Genomic DNA, 19,838 nt, shown 5'->3' with positions numbered 1-19,838 from the left:
ACCGACCATCTCGACCAGTCCTTGCCCGCCCACCGTCGCGGGACCTTACGCGGCATGGATGCCGCGTAAGAGCCTACATGGACGTACTTGCGGCGTGTCCTGCGAGGGTGGGCGGGCAAGGGCCCTGCAGCCCAGCCGCAGATCATCCGCTCTGCAACTGATCCATCAGCGTTGACCAATCCTTCCAAGCACGACACCCAAAGCAATCGACTTGGGGCGGTGGCTGCGTTGCCCGCTGGCGCCGGCCGCAAAACGACGGGCGACGTGATGCACAGCAGCGCGCTACGGGACTTTCTGCAGCGCGCCCGCCGCCGAGTTACGGAAACGCCGGCGGGTTCGCCTGCCATGCCGCAAAGACCTCGGCCAGGCTGGCGCGTTCGGCCTCGCGCCAATCCGGCAGCAAGGTGGCGTAGCTGGCGGTGCTGCTCCAGCGATCCGGCCAGGTGCGCACCGCGGCGGCATACCACTCGACCGCTTCCTGCTTACGCCCGCTGCGCCATAGCGCCAGTGCCGCAGTCGTCGGCAACCAGGCCGGCGCGGCCGGGCGGCCGTTGGCCAGGCTGGCCCACTGCTGCAAGGCCTTGTCGGGCTGGTCGGCGCGCAACAGATCCCAGCCGTAGTTCCAGGTGATGGCACGGTATTGCTGGCTGCCGTTGGAGACCAGCCCCAGGGCACCCTGGTAGAGCTCGTCGCCCAACTGCGTGCGTCCCCCGGCATAGGCCAGCGAGGCCAGTTGCGCGCGCGGCTCGGCCGCGCGGGCGTCACGCTGCACCATCGCCGCCAGGCGGTCGACCACCGCATCGCCCTGCCCCTGTACCGCGACCACGGCCTTGGTGGTGCCGCGATCTTCGTCGAAATAGAACTCCTTGGGCTTGGGCAGGTTCTGCGCCTGCGCCATCGACCACACGCCCCCGAGCAAGGCCAACATCGCGGCCCATGCGTATTTCCTTTTCACTGGCTTTATCCCCTGACAGCAAACGACCCTTCCCGTCCCCATCGTAACCGCAGCGCGACGGCTGTGCATCCGCATGCAACGGGCGCGTGAAGGGCGACTGTTACACTTTGCACCGCCGTTTTGGAATCCGTCGGGCGGGTCATTGGTTTCAGATGACACGCACCGGGTCCCAGCCACCCTTTCCGGGCACGCCATGACCAGTACTGCTGCACTCTCTTCTCCCGACTCTGCCAACACGCCGGAGCTCGGCCAGGTGGATGCGGATTACACGCTGGAGCACAAGTACACGCGTGCCGACGGGCGCATCTACCTGTCCGGCGTGCAGGCGCTGGTGCGGCTGCCGTTGATGCAGCGCCTGCGCGATGACGCCGCCGGCCTTGCGACTGCCGGCTTCATCAGCGGCTATCGCGGCAGCCCGCTGGGCGGTTTCGACCTGGAGCTGTGGCGTGCGCGCAAGCATCTGGACGCGGCCAGGGTGACCTTCACCCCCGGCCTCAACGAAGACCTGGCCGCCACCATGGTCTGGGGTACCCAACAGACCAACCTGTCCCCCGGTGCCAAGGTGCAGGGCGTCTACGGCATGTGGTACGGCAAGGGCCCGGGCGTGGACCGCAGCGGCGATGTGTTCAAGCACGGCAACGCCGCCGGCACCTCGCCGTATGGCGGCGTGCTGGCACTGGCCGCCGACGACCATGCCTGCCGCAGCTCCACCCTGCCGCACGGCTCGGAAGAGGAATTCGTCAGCGCGATGATGCCGATCCTCAACCCGGCCGGGGTGCAGGACATCCTGGACATGGGCCTGCTCGGCTGGGCGATGAGCCGCTATACCGGGCGCTGGGTCGGCTTCAAGACCATTGCCGAGACGGTGGAGTCGTCGGCCTCGGTGGATGTGGATCCGTTCGCCCGCAGCATCGTGTTGCCGGAGGACTTTGCGCTACCGCCGGGCGGCCTGAGCATCCGCTGGCCGGACCCGCCGGTGGATCAGGAAATGCGCCTGCACCGCTATGCGATCGCTGCCGCACAGGCCTTCGCACGCGCCAACCAGATCGACAAGGTGGTGCTGGATTCGCCGCATGCGCGGCTGGGCATCGTCACCACCGGCAAGAGCTATCTGGACGTGCTGCAGGCGCTGGAATACCTGGGCCTGGATGCGCAGGCCTGCGCGCAGATCGGCATCCGCGTGTACAAGGTCGGCATGACCTGGCCGCTGGAGCCGGTGGGCATCAGCGCGTTCGCGCGCGGGCTCGACGACATCGTGGTGGTGGAAGAAAAAAAGGCCTTCATCGAGCGCCAGATGAAGGAGCTGTTCTACAACTGGCCGGCCAGCGCCGGTGCGCGGCCGAGCATCGTCGGCAAGTACGACGAGCAGGGCGAATGGATCCTGCCGTCCACCGGCGAGTTGACCCCGGCCACGATCGCCGCGGTGATCGGCAAGCGCATCCAGCGCTTTGCGCTGCCGTCCAGCGCGATGACCGAGTCGATCGAACAGCGGCTGCGCTGGATGGACAGCAAGGAGGCCGAAATGGCCTTGCCGCGCGCGCTGTTCCCTCGCGTGCCGCATTACTGCTCCGGCTGCCCGCACAACACCTCCACCGCGGTGCCGGAAGGCTCGCGTGCGCTGGGCGGCATCGGTTGCCATTACATGGTGACCTGGATGAACCGCTCCACCGACACCTTCACCCATATGGGCGGCGAAGGCGTGACCTGGTCGGGGCAGGCGCCGTTCACCGAAACGCCGCACGTGTTCCAGAACCTGGGCGACGGCACCTATTTCCACAGCGGCTCGCTGGCGATCCGGCAGTCGGTCGCCAGCGGCGTCAACATCACCTACAAGATCCTCTACAACGATGCGGTGGCGATGACCGGCGGCCAGCCGGTGGACGGCACGCTCACCGTGCCGGACATCGCGCAGCAGCTGCGCGCCGAAGGCATCCACACCATCGCGGTGGTCAGCGACGACATCGGCAAATGGACGCGCCGGCGCGAGCGCTTCCCCAGCGAGGTGGCGTTCCACGATCGCAGCGAACTGGATGCGGTGCAGCAGCAGTTGCGCGCGGTCAAGGGCGTGTCGATCCTGATCTACGACCAGACCTGCGCCACCGAAAAGCGCCGCCGCCGCAAGCGCGGCAAGCTGGTCGACCCGCCCAAGCGCGTCATGATCAATTCGCTGGTGTGCGAAGGCTGCGGCGATTGCGGCGAAAAGAGTTTCTGCGTGTCGGTGCTGCCCAAGGAGACCGAATTCGGCCGCAAGCGGCAGATCGACCAATCCAATTGCAACAAGGATTATTCCTGCGTGTCGGGCTTTTGCCCGAGCTTTGTCACCGTGCATGGCGGTGCGCCGCGCAAGGGCCAACAGCGCGATGCCAGCGCCCTGCTGGGCAACCTGCCCGCGCCGCCGCAACGCACTACGCTGCAACAGCCCTGGAACATCCTGATCACCGGCGTCGGCGGTACCGGCGTGGTGACCATCGGCGCATTGCTCGGCATGGCCGGGCACCTGGAAGGCAAGGGCGCCACGGTGCTGGACCAGACCGGCCTGGCGCAGAAGGGTGGCGCGGTGACCACGCATATCCGCATCGCGCGCCGACCGGCCGATATCCACGCGGTGCGCATCGCGGCCGGCGAAGCGGATCTGGTGCTGGGCTGCGACATGGTGGTGGTCAACGATTACTGGGCCTTGTCCAAGGTGCGCGACGGCCGCACCCAGGTGGTGCTCAACACCTACGAAGCGATGCCGGGCAACTTCACCACCCAGCCGGATCTGCAGTTCCCCGCCGCCGAGATCATTGCCGGCGTGCGCACCGCATTGGGCGGCCAGGAGCCGCTGTTGCTGGATGCCACGCAACTGGCGACCGCGCTGCTGGGCGATGCGATCGCCAGCAACCTGTTCGTGCTCGGCTATGCCTGGCAACACGGGCTGGTGCCGTTGTCGCATGCGGCGCTGATGCGCGCCATCGAGCTCAATGGCGCGGCGGTGGCGATGAACCAGCAGGCGTTTGCGTGGGGGCGCCTGGCCGCGATCGACCTGCCGGCGGTGCAGCAGGCCGCAGGACTGCGCAAGGGTGGCGAGCGTGCGCATGCACAGGGCGATACGCCGCCAGCGCGCGCACCCGGCAGCTGGGAAGAACACGATCTTGGCGGGCAGACCGCACCGCATGCGCTGGCGCAGAGCGACGGCAACACGCTGCATGGCGATGTCGATGCGCCCACGCATCCGCTCGACGACGAGCAGCTGGCGCAGTCGCTGGACGAAGCCATCGCGCGGCGCGTGGCGTTTCTGACCGACTACCAGGATGCCGCCTACGCACAGCGCTATCGCAGCCTGGTCGAGCGCGTACGCACGCACGAAGCGCAACAGGCGCCCGGCAGCAGCGCGCTGAGTGAGGCAGTGGCGCGTTACTTCTTCAAGCTGATGGCCTACAAGGACGAATACGAGGTGGCGCGGCTTTATACGCGCGGCGACTTCCAGCGCCGGCTGCAGCAGCAGTTCGAAGGCGACTACACGCTGCGCTTCCATCTGGCGCCACCGCTGCTGGCCAGGAAGGATGCGCAAGGCCACGCGATCAAGCGCGAATACGGGCCGTGGATGTTCACTGCCTTCAAGCTGCTGGCGCGGCTGAAGTTCCTGCGCGGCGGCAAGCTGGATGTGTTCGGCTACAGCGCCGAACGGCGTGGCGAACGTCAGCTGATTGCCGATTACGTGGCGACAGTGGACACGCTGCTGCAACGGCTGGATGCCGACAACGTCGGCCTGGCCGCGCAGATCGCCAGCATTCCCGAACATATCCGCGGCTACGGGCACATCAAGCACGCGCATCTGGAAGAAGCCAAGGCACGCGAAGCGGCGCTGCTGGTGCAGTGGCGCAATCCCAAGGCCTTGCATGTGGTGCAGGCGGCGTAGGTCTGCGGATCAGCGTTGCAGGATCAACGCGTTGCGCGCCGACCCGATGAGGTGTTGCCGGTAGTGCGGCAGTGACAGGCTGGTGGGTCGTGGCACAGACGCCGCGCAACGGCCGCTGCTGCGTCGACTGATCACGTTTGCCGCATGACGGCGGTCAGTGCCGGCTGAGGCGATGGGCTGCCGGCGTCACGATCGGCTCGCCAAGGCGCTCCTGCCGCGCACGCGAGCGGTGCTGCGCCTGCAGCGCCCACCCGTCATTCGAAATGCAGACCGCGTTTCAGGCGGACCGGCCCACGCACAGTTCGCACATCGACCACGTCGCCACGTTGGCTGATCTGCACCACGTCGCTGCCGGCCAGATCGGCGGCAACGCTGCGGATCTGCGGCATCAGCGCGCGCCAGCGCGCTTCGTCGCCGCTGAGTGCGCGCGCGACCTCGGACGGGCAGATCGATTGCTGCGGCCGCCGGCGCGCCAGCAGCGCGCGGATGGTCGCGACGATCTGCGCATCGTCGATCCGTTGCACGCCAGAGGCCAGAACTCAGAGCGGGCGCAACACGCGCAGGCCGAACCAGTCCTTGGCATCGTTCCAGCCGTGGGTGACCTTCAGCCCCGCAGCGGCGGCAAGTTCGGCAAAGCGCGCGTCGGTGTACTTGTAGCTGTATTCGACCTGCATCGCCTCGCCTTCGGCAAATTCGAATGCCTTGCCGCCCACCTGCACGCGCTGGGCACGCTGGCTGATCAGGAAGGTCTCGATGCGGCCGCGTTCGCGCGCATACACCGCGTGGTGGCGGAAGCCGTCCAGATCGAAGTCGCTGCCGATCTCGCGGTTGAGCCGCGCCAGCAGATTCAGGGTGAACTCGGCAGTGACGCCGGCCGCATCGTTGTAGGCGGCCTCGATCAGTCCGGCATCCTTGTCCAGATCGATGCCGATCAGGGCGCACCCGTCGCTGCCCATGGTCTGGCGCATCGCATCGAGCAACTCGACGGCGGCATCATCGGTGAAATTGCCCAGCGTCGAGCCGGGGAAGAACACCAGATGCCGGCGCGCCGGGCGCTGCGCCTGCGGCAGCTGCAGCGGCTTGGTGAAGTCGGTGCATACCGGCAGCATCTGGATCTGCGGGAACTGCTGCGCCAGCCGCGCGGTGCTCTCAAGCAAGGCAGTGCGCGAGATTTCCAGCGGCGTGTAGGCCACCACATCGCGCAGGCCCTGCAGCAGCAATTCGGTCTTGCGCCCGCTGCCGCTGCCGTATTCGACCACGTGCACGCCAGCGCCGATCGCCTGCGCGATCGAGGCCATGCTGGCCTCCAGCAAGGCCAGTTCGGTGCCGGTGAGGTAGTACTCCGGCTGCCGGGTGATCGCCTCGAACAACTGCGAGCCGTGCGCATCGTAGAAATACTTCGACGGCAGCGTCTTGGGCGTTTGCGACAGGCCGGCCAGCGCGTCGGCGGTGATGTCATCCGGTTGCGGGCGCAGGTCGGTCAGCGCGGCGTGCGCGCGTTGCATGGCATGGGCGGCGGCGTTCAAGGCAGATCCTTGGCAAGGCGCACGCCGGCAAACTGCCAACGCGCATCGGAGGGAAAAAAGTTGCGGTAACTGGCGCGGACGTGGCTGGCCGGCGTGGCACAGCTGCCACCGCGCAGCACCCATTGCGCATTCATGAATTTGCCGTTGTATTCGCCCAGCGACCCGGGCCACGGCGCAAAGCCGGGATACGGCAGGTAGGCGCTGCCGGTCCATTCCCAGACATCGCCGAACAACTGCTGCAGGCCGGTATCCACCGCGTCGGCGCCGCGCGGATGCAAGGCGTCGCTATCGACGAAATTGCCCTGCACCGGCACACCGGTGGCGGCCTGTTCCCACTCGGCTTCGGTGGGCAGGCGCGCGCCGGCCCAGCGCGCGAACGCATCGGCTTCGAACAGGCTCAGGTGGCATACCGGCGCATGCGCATCGCGCGGGCGCCAGCCATCCAGGGTGAACTCGCGTCCGTCCGCGTCCCAATACAGCGGGTGCTGCCAGCCTTGCGCCTGCACCATCGCCCAGCCATCGCTGAGCCAGGCACCGGCACTGCGGTAGCCACCGGCGTCGATGAACTGCTGGAACTCGGCATTGCTGACCACCCGATGCGCCAACGCATGCGCGCCGACCAGCACGCGATGACGCGGCGACTCGTTGTCGTAGGCGAAGGTGTCGGCCTGCGGCCATGCCGCCGCGCCGATTTCCACGATCTGTTCGTCGCGTGCCTGCCAGCGCAGCGTGCTGGCGACGGCCGCAGGCGGTGCCGGCGCATCGCGGTACGCCGGCTGCAGCGGATTGCTCCACAGCGCGTGCTTGATATCGGTCAACAGCAATTCCTGGTGCTGCTGCTCGTGCTGGATGCCGAGCTGCACGATGGTGCAAGCCTGCGCGTCCAACACCCCGTCACGCAGGCGCTGCTGCATCTGCGTATCGACTGCGGCCCGGTAGTCGCGCACCTGCTGCAACGACGGCCGCGACAACACTCCGCGACGCGCGCGCGCGTGCATCGGGCCCACGCTCTGGTAGTAGCTGTTGAACAGGAAATCCCAGGCCGGGTCGAACACACGGTAGGCCGGATCGGCCTGCAGCACGAAGCGTTCGAAAAACCAGGTGGTGTGTGCCAGATGCCATTTGCCGGGGCTGGCGTCGGGCATGCTCTGCACCATTGCGTCTTCAGCGCTCAGGGGTGCGGCGAGGCGATCGCTCAGCGCGCGGGTCTGCGCGTAGCGTTCCAGCAGCGTCAGCTGCTGTTGCTGGTGGTGGCCCAGCAGAGATGAGAGTGCAGACATCGCCATATGCTTGAGGAGCGCCTGTGAACGCGCCGTGTCGGCAGCGTGGCAGCCAGCGGTAAGCTGTCGCCATGTCTTCTTTTTCTCTGTCCAGCCTGCTCCCCGCGCCCGTCGAATGGGAACGCCGCCAGCAGGCATTTGCGTTACCTGCCGACATCACCTATCTGGATGCCGCCTCGCGCGGCCCGCTGCTGCGCGCGGTGCAAGCGGTCGCGCATCAGGCGGTGGATGCGCTGGCCACCCCGTGGCAGCTGCCGTTCGATGCCTGGCTGCAGGACATCGAGCGTTTGCGCATGCTCGCTGCAGGCCTGTTCGACGACGATGCCGACGGCGTGGCAATGCTGCCCTCGGCCGCGCACGGCCTGGCGACCGCCGCACGCAACCTGCCGCTGCAACGTGGCGAGGCGGTGCTGCTGCTGGAAGGCCAGTTCCCCTCGAACCTGCTGATCTGGCAACGCCGCTGTGCCGAGGTGGGTGCGCACATCGTGGCGGTGTCCACGGCCGGTGGCGATGCCTTGACCGCGGCGGTGCTGCAGGCCATCGCCCAGACACCGGCCTTGCGCATCGTGACGTTGCCGCATGCGTACTGGCTGGATGGACGACAGCTCGATCTGGACCGCATCAGCGCCGCGGTGCACGCACGCGGTGCGGCGCTGGTGCTGGATCTGAGCCAGAGCCTGGGCGTGCTGCCGACCGACCTGCCGCGCTGGCGGCCGGATTTCGTGGTCAGCGTCGGCCACAAATGGCTGCTGGGGCCGATGGGGCTGGCCTGGCTGTGGGTGGCCCCGCAATGGCGGGCGCGCGGCGTGCCGATCGAAGAACACTGGATCGGCCGCGATGCCGGCAGCAGCTGGGAATTTCCGGTCGCCCAGGCGCCCTCCTATCGCAGCGGTGCGCGCCGGTTCGATGCCGGCGGCGTTGCCGATCCAATGAGGATCGCGATGGCGACGGCGGCCTTGCAGCAGGTCTCTGCCTGGCAACCGGCGCGCATCGCGCAGGCGCTGGGCGCGCTCACCGCGCGCTGGGATGCGGCGCTGCAGGCACGCGGTCTGGGCAGTTGGTGCACGCCCGCCCACGCGGCGCATCTGACCGCGTTGCAGCCGCCAGCAAACCGGCTGGATGCGGTGGCGACGGCGTTCGGCGCGCGCGGGGCGATCTGCACGCGCCGACACGGGCGTCTACGTATCGCACCGCACCTCAATGTCACCGAGGATGCGCTCTCAGCCCTGATCGCAGCGCTGCCAACCGCGTAACCGTAGGAGCGGACCCGGCCGCGACGGGGCTTAGCCGGTAACGCCACGTCGCGGCCTGGTCCGCTCCTACGGGCTCAGCCGCGCTGGCGGATGCGCAGTCCACGCGGGGTGACCCAGCGCTCCAGGCCTTCGAACAGCGCCTGCACGATCAGCGCGAGCACCGCCGCAGGAATCGCGCCTTCCAGGATCAGGCCTATATCGTCCAGGCGGATGCCGGTGAGGATCGGCTGGCCGTAGCCGCCTGCGCCGATCAAGGCGCCCAGCGTGGCGGTGCCCACGTTGATCACCGCCGCGGTCTGGATGCCGGCCACGATGGTGCGACGCGCCAGCGGCAGTTCCACCCGCCACAGGCGCGTCCATGCCGGCAGCCCGATCGCCTCGGCGGTCTGGCGCAACTCGCGCGGGATCGAGGTCAGCCCGGCATGCGTGTTGCGCACGATCGGCAGCAGGCTGTAGAGAAACAACGCGGCAATCGCCGGTTTGGCGCCGATGCCGAACAAGGGAATCATGAAGACGAACACTGCCAGCGACGGCAAGGTCTGCAATACGCCGGTCAACGACAGCACCACCTGCCCGAGCCGCGGCCGCCGGGCCGCCAGCACGCCCAGCGGCAACGCGATCAGCAAGGCAAAGCCCAACGAGATGCCGACCATGGCCAGATGCTCGCGCGTATGCCGCAGCAGACGCGCCACACGCGAATCGGCTGCCGATGCCGGCGCAACGCCCAGCCACTGCGCAGCCACCGCGGCCTCGGACTGACGCTCCAGCTTCACCTGTGCGTTGAGCCGCTGCATGGTCGCCTCGTCGATGCGCCCCTGCAGCCCCTGCAATGCCTTGAGCATCGCCGGTGAGCGCTGCGCCAGGTCCTTGCGATACAGGAATACCGCCTGGTAATCGGGAAAGTAATGGCGGTCGTCGCGCAGCACCTGCAGCCGGTAATACGGAATTTCCGCATCGGTGCTGTACAGATCGGTGACCTCGATCGCTCCGCTCTGCAGCGCGCGATAGGCCAGATCGTGATCCAGCCCGGTCGCGGTCTGCGGCAGTGCATAGGCAGCGCGCACGCCCGGCCAGCCATCGGCGCGCTGCATGAATTCGTTGCTCAGCCCGATCTTGAGCGATGGATGCCGTGCCAGATCCGACATCGAGGCGATGCCAAGCGCCTGCGCGCGCTCGACGCGCATGCCGAAGGCATAGGTGTTCTGGAAGCCGAGCGAGTCGGTCATCGCCAGCCCACGCGCATCCAGTGCGGCGCGCAGTTCGGCCTGGCTGGCCTTGGGCAGCTGCAGCAGTTCCTGCGCCAGCGTGCCGGTGTATTCGGCGTACGCATCGATCTGCCCGGTCTCCAGCGCGCGCCACAGGATGCGCGTGCCACCGAGCTGCGCGCGGTGTTGCACGTCCACGCCGTCGCGCTGCCCGGCGGCGGTGGCGATCTCGCCCAGCAGCACGGCCTCGGTGAAGTTCTTCGAGCCGACCGTCACCTGCGCGGCCTGTGCACCGACGCTTGCGATCAGCAGGGCAACGGCCAGCAGCACGCGCGCGATCATGCGGCGTCGCCGATGCTGCGCTGGGCAGTGAGAAAGCGCTGCACGAACGGATCGGCCGGCTGTTCCAGCAGGTTGCGTGCACTGCCCTGCTGCACCACCTGGCCGGCCCGCATCAGCACCAGGGTGTCGGCCAGGTAGGCGGCTTCGGCTACGTCGTGGGTCACCAGCACCACGGTCTTGCCGAGCTGGGCGAACAGCGCGCGCATCTGCGCCTGCAGGTCGTAACGCACGATCGGGTCGAGCGCGCCCAGTGGCTCGTCCAGCAGCAGGGCCGGTGGATCCAGCATCAGCGCACGGATCAAGCCCACGCGCTGGCGTTGACCGCCGGACAGCTCGGCCGGATAACGCGCCAGCAACTCCGGCGGCAACTGGCAGAGCGCGCACAGGGTCTGCAGGCGTTGGTCGATACGCTGCCGCGTCCAGCCCAGCGTCTGCGCCAGCAACACCACGTTGCTGCGTGCATCCAGATGCGGGAACAGCCCGCCCTCTTGAATCACATAGCCGATGCGCTGGCGCTGCGCCTGCAGGCCGGCGCGTTGCAGCGGCGCGCCATCGAAGGCGACCGTGCCGCTGTCCGGCCACTCCAGCCCCACCAGCATCCGCAACACGGTCGACTTGCCTGCGCCGCTGGGGCCGATCAAGGCGGTGGTGATGCCGCTGGCGAACTGTAGGGAGACGGAGTCGAGGGCAATGGCCTGGCCGTAGCGCCGGCTGACCTGGTCGAGAGTGAACATGCGCTCGAGCTTGCCGAACGCAGCGTCAGACGCGCGCGAAGGTACGCATCAGCGCGGCGGCGCCAGCAACTCGCGCGCGCTCAGATAGCCGTCGCCGTTGGCATCCTGCCGCGCGAAGCGCTCGATCAGCGTGGCACGATGCGCGGCACGGGTGATCGGCTTGCCGCGCCGGCCAGGTAGCTCATCGCCCTGCAGCACGCCGTCATGGTCCAGGTCGCGCTGCTCGAAGGCATAGCTCATCCAGGCCAGATATTCATCGCGGCTGACCCGGCCATCGCCATCGGTATCCATGCGTTGCAGATACTGCTGGCTGTCCTGCACCTGGGCGTGCGCCTGCGCTTGCGCAAGAAAAGCCGGAGCGCACACAACACCCGCCAGCAGCAGGCCGCGCGCGATCAAGCCATACGATCCACGCACACGCACAGCAGCACGCGTGCCCCGACGATTACGACCCACTCAGCGCATAACCCTTCAGCCGCGCCGCATAGGCCTGCAAGGCGGCATTGCCGCTGGCTTCGGCTTCGTGACACCACTGCTGCAGGTGCTTGAGCCGTTCGGACGCATCGTGGCTGCGCGCCTCCAGCACCGCAGTCAGGCGTGCGCGGTACTCGACCAGCGTGCGCATGCGCGGGCGCTCGGCCACCCAGTGCTGCAGTTGCGCGCGCGCATCGGGCTTGAGCCACCGCCCGTCGTCGACCAGGCCCTTGCGCAGCCGCCGCGGCAACAGCTGCCGCAACTTGGCGCCGGTGGCCGCGGCCTCTTCGCGCAGCGCCGGGGTGAACACATTGCGCTGGTAATCGGTCATCGCCTGGAAGCGATGCGAGAGCAGGGCCTTGAGCGTGTCGGCATCGGGCACGGCGATGTTGGGGCGGATGTCCAGCGACGGCGCCACCCGCAGCACCTTGGCCAGGCCGATGGCCTGCAGCCCGCGAATGGCGACCCAGCCGATATCCAGCTCCCAGCGCCGCATCGAAAACCGCGCCGAGCTCGGGAACGCATGGTGGTTGTTGTGCAGTTCTTCGCCACCGATCCACAGCGCCCACGGCGTCAGGTTGGTGGAGGTGTCGGCCGACTCGAAATTGCGATAGCCCCACCAGTGGCCCAGGCCGTTGACCACGCCGGCGGCCCAGAACGGAATCCACGCCATCTGGATCGCCCACAGCGCGATGCCGGGCAAACCGAACAGCACCGCGTTAATCACCAGCAACGCAATCGGGCCGGCATTGGCATGCGGGGTGTACAGATGCCGCTCGATCCAGTCGGTGGGCGCGCCCTTGCCGTACTGCTCGATGTCGGCACGCTGCGCGCGCGCTTCGCGGTACAGTTCCACGCCACGCCAGAACACCTGGCTGATGCCCTTGGTCTGCGGGCTGTGCGGGTCTTCCTCGGTCTCGACCTTGGCGTGATGCTTGCGATGGATCGCCACCCATTCGCGGGTGATCATCGAGGTAGTCAGCCAGGTCCAGAAGCGGAAGAAGTGCGCCACCACCGGATGGAAGTCCACACCGCGATGGGCCTGGCTGCGATGCAGGTACAAGGTCACCGCGAAGATGGTGAGCTGGGTGAACACCAGCAGCACCGCCAGCATGCCCCATACGCCCAGCCCGGCCACGCCGGAAGTCAGAAGGTCGATGATCGGGTCGGACAACATCGGCATTTCCACAGCGGCGCCATCGGGTTGGGTCGATGCAGACATGATGGGGGCGATGGCGGCAAACTTCACCCTTCGGATGCGTAGGGTGCGCCCTACATTTCTAAAGCGGTTCACACGCTCCCCTTCCCCACTGCGCCTGATGTCACCCGTATGACGGTTACTGCCGAGATGTCCACCGATCCTGCTGCTGTTGCCAACGCCATCCCGCTGATCGAGCTCGACCAGGCCAGCGTGATGCGCGGCCAGGTGCGCGTGCTGCATGCGCTCAGCCTGCGCATCGCGCTGGGGCAGCACACCGCCATCCTCGGCCCCAACGGCTGCGGCAAATCCTCCTTCATCAAGCTGATCACCCGCGAGCTGTATCCGCTGGTGCGCGCCGACGGCCAGGCGGCGGTAAAAGTGCTCGGGCAGGTGCGCTGGCAGGTGGACCGCCTGCGCTCGCAGCTGGGCATCGTCACCGGCGACCTCAGCGTCAACTTGGCCGACATGCCGGGGCTGGATGTGGAAAGCGCGGTGCTGTCCGGTTTCTTCGCCAGCTATGTGGTGCCACCGCATCGCGAGATCAGCGACGACATGCGCGCGCGGGCACGGGAGGCCTTGGCCCTGGCGCGTGCGCTGCCGTTGCTGGACCGGCAATTTGCCGAACTGTCGGCCGGCGAGACCCGCCGCGTGCTGATCGCGCGCGCACTGGTCAACCGCCCGCAGGCGCTGCTACTGGATGAGCCGTCCACCGGCCTGGACCTGGTGGCGCGACAGCACCTGCTCGACACCATGCGTCACCTGGCCCGGCAAGGCATCACGCTGATCCTGGTGACCCATCACATCGAGGAAATCGTGCCGGAGATCGCGCGGGTGATCCTGCTGCGTGCCGGCACCGTCGTGGCCGATGGTCCGCGCGATGCGCTGCTCACCGACGCCAGCCTGTCGGACGTGTTCGGTGGCCCGGTGCGGGTGCAGCGCGACGGCGAGCGCTATTGGGCGACGGTGGGCGATTAAGCGCCATCCGCCCTACCGCGCACGCAGCCCGGAGTCTTGCGCAAGCTGCGCGACGACAGCCGGCAGCCACGCGCTCCTTACAGCCCACAACCGCGCCCAACCGCACCTTCCGGGCATGACCTTGGACACGGGACGCCGTCACCGCGGCTGCGCTTAGACTCGGCGCACGCACAGACAGGAGTCGTCCCGATGGCCCAGTGGTATTTCCATGTTCCCGGACAGGCCGATCGCATTGGCCCGCTCGACGATGCCAGCGCCCGCGCGCATGCCCAGCGCCAGCCCGACGCGCTGGCCTGGCGCGACGGACTCGATGGCTGGACGCCGGCCCGCCAGCTGGCCGAGCTGCAGGGCGGCAGCGGCCTGCCGCCGCCGCTGACCGGCGCGTCCGGGCGCGCCGACGAGATCGACTACCGCATCGTCGGCAACGACATGCAGTTCGTCGAGGTCGAGCTGGACCCGGGCGAAAGCGCCATCGCCGAGGCCGGCGCGCTGATGTACAAGGACGCCGCGGTGCAGATGGACACCGTGTTCGGCGACGGCTCGCATGCCGGCCAGAGCGGCGGCGGCGGGCTGATGGGCAAGCTGCTGTCGGCCGGCAAACGCGTGGTCACCGGCGAGAGCATGTTCACCACCGTGTTCACCCATGCCGGCAGCGGCAAGGCCAGGGTCGCATTCGCCGCGCCCTATCCGGGCACGGTGCTGGCGCTGCGCCTGTCCGAGCATGGCGGGCAACTGATCTGCCAGAAGGACAGCTTCCTGGCCGGCGCGCGCGGCGTGTCGCTGGGGATCGCGTTTCAACGCAAGATCCTCACCGGCCTGTTCGGCGGCGAGGGCTTCATCATGCAGAAGCTCGAAGGCGACGGCTGGGTCTTCGTGCATGCCGGCGGCACCGTGGTGGAACGCGAACTCGCCCCTGGCGAACGCATCGATGTGGACACCGGCTGCGTGGTCGCCTACCACGCCGGTGTGGACATGGACGTGCGCCGCGTCGCCGGGCTGAAGAGCATGTTCTTCGGCGGCGAAGGCGTCTTCCTGGCCACCCTCACCGGCCCCGGCAAGGTGTGGCTGCAATCGCTGCCGTTCTCGCGCATGGCCGGCCGCATGCTGCAGGCCGCCCCGCAGGCCGGCGGCCAGCAACGCGGCGAAGGCTCGGTGCTGGGCGGCCTGGGAAGGTTGCTGGATGGCGACAACCGGTTTTGATGGGGTGACGCGGCAGGCGGGTGTGCGGGCACCTTTCTCCTGCCGGGAGAAGGTGGCGCGTCGCGCCGGATGAGGGGCCCGGCGAAGCCTGCTGCGATCCCATGTGGCCTCGCTCCTTACCCTCCCCCCCCCGCTCCGCGCCCCCGGCCCGTGCAGGTGGCTGCGGTCATCGCCCGAACGAACCGGCTCGCCCTTCTTGCCGGGACAAGGCAGTGCAACGCCTGCAAACGATGCCGTTCTGAACAATCTCCACGCACGCCAACCATCAGCGCCACCGTGACGGCACGCGTGTATTCTCCCTCGCCTTTCCCATCGACGTTTTCGCCATGACTGCGCTCCGCCGCCCACGCTCGCTTGCCCTGTTGTCCATGCTCGGTCTGCTCTCGGCCTGCGGTGGCGAGCCGCGCCCGGCAGCACCGGCGCCGGTGGTGCAGGCACCGTCTGCCGGCGCGGTCAAACCGGTCAAGATCGGCGTGGCGCTCGGTGGCGGCGCGGCCAAGGGCTTTGCGCATATCGGCGTGATCAAGATGCTCGAGGCCAACGGTTTTGCGCCGGTGGTGGTGTCGGGCACCAGCGCCGGCAGCGTGGTCGGGGCGCTGTATGCCAGCGGCATGGATGCGTTCCAGATGCAGGAAAAGGCCGTCGCGCTCGACCAGACCAGCATCCGCGATGTGCGGATCTTCTCCGGCGGCCTGGTGCAGGGCCAGAAGCTGCAGGACTACGTCAACGAACAGCTCGGCGGCAAGCCGATCGACAAGTTGCGCAAGCCGTTCGCGGCGGTCGCCACGCGGCTGGAAGACGGCGAACGCACCGTGTTCGTGCGCGGCAATGCCGGCCAGGCGGTGCGCGCATCCAGCAGCATTCCCGGCGTGTTCGAGCCGGTGACCATCGGCCAATACCACTATGTGGATGGCGGCGTGGTCAGCCCGGTGCCGGTGGATGCCGCGCGCCAGCTCGGTGCGGAATTCGTGGTGGCGGTGGATATCTCCAGCAAGGCCAGCGGCAAGAATCCCGGCGATCTGCTCGGCACCGTCAACCAATCGATCTCGATCATGGGCCAGCGCCTGGGCGAGGCGGAACTCAAGCGTGCCGATGTGGTGATCCGCCCCAAGGTCAACGACATCGGCTCGGCCGATTTCAACCAGCGTGGCGCCGCCATCCTGGAAGGCGAGCGTGCGGCGATGGCGGCGATGCCGCAGATCCGCGCCAAGATCGCGCAGTTGCAGGCGCAGCGCAGCAGTGCCACCCGCACCGCCGCCGAGCAGGCTGCCGCCGCCAAGGCAGAGGCGTATCGGCGCTGCCTGCAAGAGCGCTCGCGCTGGCAGAAACTGCGCGGCAAGGACGAGGCCTGCGTGGCGCCGTGAGGTGGAGGCGGTGCGAGGCGAAGCGCAGCTGATGCGGGTGCCGCGCGAGGTCATGCGGAGCTGAGCGGGCGTGGGCGCCTGTTTCGAGACGCGCGCGTTTTTTAAAGCCGATGCGTGGGGCGACTGCGTTGTTGATGCCTTGGGTTGATGCACCGAGGGTGTGCCGGACAAGGTCGCGGACGGGGCGGCGGTTCTTTTCGGGTGCGCTGAGATGTGCCGCGGAGGGGGTCGCGGCCTGGGCCGCTCCTACGACGGCGGGGCATTTTTTTCAGGTGCGCTGAGGCGGGATGGGGTCGCGGCCGGGTCCGCTCCTACGATGGCGGGGCGGTCTTCGGGTGTATTGGGTAACGTCGGCGCGGCCAGCACCACTCCTGTAGGAGCGGCCCTGGCCGCGATGCCTTACCGGTAACGCATCCGCTTCATCTGCAACGCCTCAATAGCGCCAACGCAACGACAGGCTGACAAACCGCGGCTCGCCGTAGTTCTGGTAATCCAGGTTGGCCCAGTAGGTCTTGTCGAAGGCGTTGCGTACCGCCAGCGTGGCGGTCCATTGCTCGCTGATGCGGTAGTTGGCGTTGAAGTGCACCAGTGCATACGGGTTCTGCACCACGGTCACCGGCGTGGTGGCGCCGGTGCCGTCGCCGGTGGGGCGCTGGATATTGAAGCCGCGCACCGCGCTCTGCCAGCTGACGCCGCCGCCGATGCTCAGGCGCTCCCAGGCGCCGGGCAGGCGCAGCTGCGTGGACAGCTGCAGGTAATCCTCGGGCAGGTTGGCGTAGATCGCATCGGTGGGAGGGCGCGTCACCTTGACGTGGGTAAAGCCGGCATTGACGGTCCAGCCGGGCAGGAGTTCGCCGTTGAAATCCATTTCCCAGCCCCGGCTCTTGGTGCCGTTGATACCGATGTAGGCCGAATTGCCGTCCGGCAGCGAGGATTCCGGCTGGGTCATGTCGCGCACGGCGAAGTTGTCCTGCTTGGCCTCGAACACGGCGGCGGTGGCCATCGCACGGCCGTCGAACAACTGCGCCTTGATGCCGGCTTCCAGGTTGGAACCTTCCACCGGGGCGAGCAGGTTGTTGTCCTTGTCGCGGTAATTCTGCGGGTTGAAGATCTCGGTATAGCTGGCGTAGAGCGACACATCCGGCACGATGTCGTAGACCAGTCCCACATACGGGGTGACTTCGTCGCTCACCTCGTACCGGCCGCTGGTGCCGGTGTAGGCGCCGCTGGCATTGAAGGCCTGGGTGCGGGTTTCCCAGGAGCTCAGGCGTGCACCGGCGATCAGCGACAGCGGGTCGGCCAGACGCAACCGGGTGGAGGCATAAACACCACGCTGCGTGGTGCGCGCTTCGTTGCGACGGCCGTTGCGCGCATAGGTCACTTCGGAAATATCGCCATCCCAGTTGCGGATGTCGGGGATGAAATAGCAACGTTCGCTGCCGCAGGTGGCCCAGTCATCGGGATAGGTCTGGGAGACGCCGTAGGAGGTCGACTGCAGATCCTGCCAGCTGCCGCCGACCACCACATCATGCTGGCGGCCGAACAACGAGAAACCGCCGGACAGGTACACGTCCACGCCATCGCGCGCGTCGCTGGTTTCGCCGGCTCCGGTGCGCAGAAAGATGCCGCTGCCATCGGCGGCCGGATAACCGGTGCCGTAGACGCGCAGGCTCTGCACATCGCCCTTGGTGTGCGCGTAGTTGACGCGCAGCAACCAGTCCTCGCCGAAGCGTTGTTCCAGGTTGGCGAAGGCGGTGCTGGTCTCGCGTTGCCAGCGGCTCCATTTGGGCGCCATGTTGGTCGAGCGCGGCAGGTTGGCCGGCGAGCCATCGGCGGCGAAGAACGGCACCGTGCCCCAGGTCGAGCCGATCGGGCTATTGTCCTGGCGCTGATAGCCGACGGTGAGCGTGGTGCTGTCGGTCAGGTCGCCTTCCAGCACCGCCATGCCCGACATCTTGTTGTCGTGGTAACGGTCGTAGTAGTAATCGCGATCCTGCCAGGCCGCGACCACGCGGCTGCGCCAGCGCCCGTCTTCGGTCAGCGGCGCATTGACGTCGGCCTGCATGCGGCGGAAATCCCAGGTGCCGGCACTGACTGCGAACGAGGCATCGAAGTCCTTGCCCGGGCGCTTGCGCAGCAGGTTGACCGTGGCCGAGGGAATGCCGGCGCCGGTGAGCAGGCCGTTGGCGCCGCGGATCACCTCGATGCGGTCGTAGAAGACCGTGTCGTATTCCTGGTTGGTCGCACCGCTGTAGGTGGGCAGGCCATCGACCTGGAAGTCGGTGATCTGGAAGCCGCGTGCGAAATACAGCGGGCGCTGGGTGTCGTAGAACGACACGTTGACGCCGGTGACGTTGCGCATCACATCGTCGATGCTGAACAGCGATTGCTCTTCCAGCCGCTGCAGCCCGATCACGCTCACCGATTGCGGCGTTTCCTGCAGGGTCAGCGGCAGGCGCGTGGTGGTGGCCGGCTGCGCGCGGCTCACCGCGCCGTTGACGTTGACCTGGTCCAGCGTCTTGGCGTTGCTTGCATCGGCGGCGGCACTGTCGGCACGGGCAGCGCAGGGCGTCAGCGCCAACGCGCACAGCAAGGCAGCGGACAACGTGGCCAGGGGAGCGGAAATCGCGGGCATTGGAGGGTTCTCGTCGATCGGTGCGGGACGCGCGGCGTCACCGGGCAAAAAAACGCAGGCATGCGCGGCGCGTCCCACTCGGGCGACGAGCTGGCTGGCCCTGTCGGGCTGGCGGATCGACGAGAAGACATGCCGGGCGCAGCCGGATGTTACGCAAATGTAAATCGTTATCGTTTGAGAGGCAAGTCACAGTGCACGTATGCCTGCCTCACAGCTCGCCGGATTAGCCCAGATGCGAGAGCGGCAAGCCTTCCGGTGCCTTCACCGTGCGCAGCACGAAGCTGGAATTGACGTCGGACACGCCGGTCGCATTGAGCAGGCGGTCGAGCAGGAAGCGCGAGAAATGCTCCAGGTCGCGCACCTGCACCTGCAGCAGGTAATCCATGTCGCCGGTGAGCGCCCAGCAGGCCACCACCTCGTCCCAGCCGCGCACGCCGTCGGCAAAATGTTCGATATCGGCTTGGCCGTGTTGCTCCAGCTGCACCCGCACAAAGGCCTGCAGCCCCAGCCCCAGCGCCTTGGCATCCAGGCGCGCGCCGTAGCCGGCGATGATGCCGGCTGCCTCCAGCCGCTGGGTGCGGCGCAGGCAGGCCGAAGCCGACAGATTGACCTGCACCGCCAGCTCCGCATTGCTGCTGCGGCCCTGCGTCTGCAGCAGGGCGAGCAGGCGCAGATCGGTGCGGTCCAGGGCGATTGGCTGGTCCATATGTTGCGCAGCAGCAGAGGATGACGCACGAATCTTGCGCCATGAAACATTGGACACGCAAGATTCGCAATCCCGTTGCGCGGCCGT

General features: G+C 67.6%; 15 protein-coding genes. 5 read left to right on the top strand and 10 right to left on the bottom strand.

The window, feature by feature from the left end:
- Positions 1–316: 316 nt before the first annotated feature.
- Positions 317–955, bottom strand: coding sequence for a hypothetical protein (locus tag ABQ039_RS00880; protein WP_024939495.1), 639 nt, complete (start codon positions 953–955; stop codon positions 317–319).
- A 193-nt stretch (positions 956–1,148) separates the two neighbouring features.
- On the opposite strand from ABQ039_RS00880, the gene ABQ039_RS00875 reads away from it, so the two are divergent.
- Positions 1,149–4,856, top strand: coding sequence for an indolepyruvate ferredoxin oxidoreductase family protein (locus ABQ039_RS00875; RefSeq protein WP_349778253.1), 3,708 nt, complete (start codon positions 1,149–1,151; stop codon positions 4,854–4,856).
- A gap of 254 nt (positions 4,857–5,110) precedes the next feature.
- Here ABQ039_RS00875 and ABQ039_RS00870 read toward each other — a convergent pair whose 3' ends face one another.
- From ABQ039_RS00870 to egtB, 3 genes are read right to left on the bottom strand one after another with little or no spacing between them, the layout of a single operon-like run.
- Positions 5,111–5,380: a DUF3253 domain-containing protein gene (locus ABQ039_RS00870; RefSeq protein WP_349778254.1), complete on the bottom strand. Its 270-nt coding sequence runs from the start codon at positions 5,378–5,380 to the stop codon at positions 5,111–5,113.
- Between the two features lie 15 nt (positions 5,381–5,395).
- Entirely contained in the window at positions 5,396–6,382 is a 987-nt protein-coding gene (egtD, locus tag ABQ039_RS00865) for an L-histidine N(alpha)-methyltransferase (RefSeq protein ID WP_024939498.1), read from the bottom strand.
- Entirely contained in the window at positions 6,379–7,668 is a 1,290-nt protein-coding gene (egtB, locus tag ABQ039_RS00860) for an ergothioneine biosynthesis protein EgtB (RefSeq protein ID WP_349778255.1), read from the bottom strand. The genes egtD and egtB overlap by 4 nt, the downstream gene beginning before the upstream one ends.
- 65 nt (positions 7,669–7,733) lie before the next feature.
- Here egtB and ABQ039_RS00855 point away from each other — a divergent pair, with 65 nt between their 5' ends.
- The gene (locus tag ABQ039_RS00855) at positions 7,734–8,915 is read left to right on the top strand and encodes an aminotransferase class V-fold PLP-dependent enzyme (protein ID WP_349778256.1); all 1,182 of its coding nucleotides are present in this window, start codon (positions 7,734–7,736) and stop codon (positions 8,913–8,915) included.
- A 74-nt stretch (positions 8,916–8,989) separates the two neighbouring features.
- Here the strand turns inward: ABQ039_RS00855 and ABQ039_RS00850 are convergent, their stop codons facing one another.
- Genes ABQ039_RS00850 through ABQ039_RS00835 form a run of 4 tightly spaced genes read right to left on the bottom strand, consistent with a single transcriptional unit; the run spans position 8,990 to position 12,847 of the window.
- Complete coding sequence (locus ABQ039_RS00850; protein WP_184609769.1) at positions 8,990–10,462, bottom strand: glycine betaine ABC transporter substrate-binding protein; 1,473 nt, start codon at positions 10,460–10,462, stop codon at positions 8,990–8,992.
- A complete protein-coding gene (locus ABQ039_RS00845; RefSeq protein ID WP_104569311.1) occupies positions 10,459–11,196 on the bottom strand; it encodes an ATP-binding cassette domain-containing protein in 738 nt (245 codons plus the stop codon). Before ABQ039_RS00845 ends, ABQ039_RS00850 begins: the two co-directional genes overlap by 4 nt.
- A 48-nt stretch (positions 11,197–11,244) precedes the next feature.
- Positions 11,245–11,595, bottom strand: coding sequence for a calcium-dependent protein kinase 21 (locus ABQ039_RS00840; RefSeq protein WP_221232364.1), 351 nt, complete (start codon positions 11,593–11,595; stop codon positions 11,245–11,247).
- A gap of 46 nt (positions 11,596–11,641) precedes the next feature.
- Positions 11,642–12,847, bottom strand: coding sequence for an acyl-CoA desaturase (locus ABQ039_RS00835; protein WP_016901218.1), 1,206 nt, complete (start codon positions 12,845–12,847; stop codon positions 11,642–11,644).
- 153 nt (positions 12,848–13,000) lie between these two features.
- Here ABQ039_RS00835 and ABQ039_RS00830 point away from each other — a divergent pair, with 153 nt between their 5' ends.
- The 3 genes from ABQ039_RS00830 to ABQ039_RS00820 all read left to right on the top strand — a co-directional run bounded on the left by ABQ039_RS00830 (position 13,001) and on the right by ABQ039_RS00820 (position 16,410).
- Positions 13,001–13,846: an ABC transporter ATP-binding protein gene (locus ABQ039_RS00830; protein WP_184609766.1), complete on the top strand. Its 846-nt coding sequence runs from the start codon at positions 13,001–13,003 to the stop codon at positions 13,844–13,846.
- A 189-nt stretch (positions 13,847–14,035) separates the two neighbouring features.
- Positions 14,036–15,046, top strand: a complete 1,011-nt coding sequence (locus ABQ039_RS00825) for a TIGR00266 family protein (RefSeq protein WP_349778257.1) — start codon at positions 14,036–14,038, stop codon at positions 15,044–15,046.
- A gap of 326 nt (positions 15,047–15,372) precedes the next feature.
- A complete protein-coding gene (locus ABQ039_RS00820) occupies positions 15,373–16,410 on the top strand; it encodes a patatin-like phospholipase family protein (protein ID WP_016901221.1) in 1,038 nt (345 codons plus the stop codon).
- 433 nt (positions 16,411–16,843) lie between these two features.
- Here ABQ039_RS00820 and ABQ039_RS00815 read toward each other — a convergent pair whose 3' ends face one another.
- Positions 16,844–19,045, bottom strand: a complete 2,202-nt coding sequence (locus ABQ039_RS00815; RefSeq protein WP_184609764.1) for a TonB-dependent siderophore receptor — start codon at positions 19,043–19,045, stop codon at positions 16,844–16,846.
- Between the two features lie 223 nt (positions 19,046–19,268).
- Positions 19,269–19,751, bottom strand: coding sequence for an Lrp/AsnC family transcriptional regulator (locus ABQ039_RS00810; protein ID WP_016901223.1), 483 nt, complete (start codon positions 19,749–19,751; stop codon positions 19,269–19,271).
- Positions 19,752–19,838: the final 87 nt, after the last annotated feature.

Origin of the sequence: Xanthomonas sp. WHRI 6108, from assembly GCF_040202385.2 — a bacterium.
In the GTDB taxonomy this organism is placed as follows: Bacteria; Pseudomonadota; Gammaproteobacteria; order Xanthomonadales; family Xanthomonadaceae; genus Xanthomonas; species Xanthomonas arboricola.
This window is presented reverse-complemented; position numbering and strand designations above follow the sequence as displayed.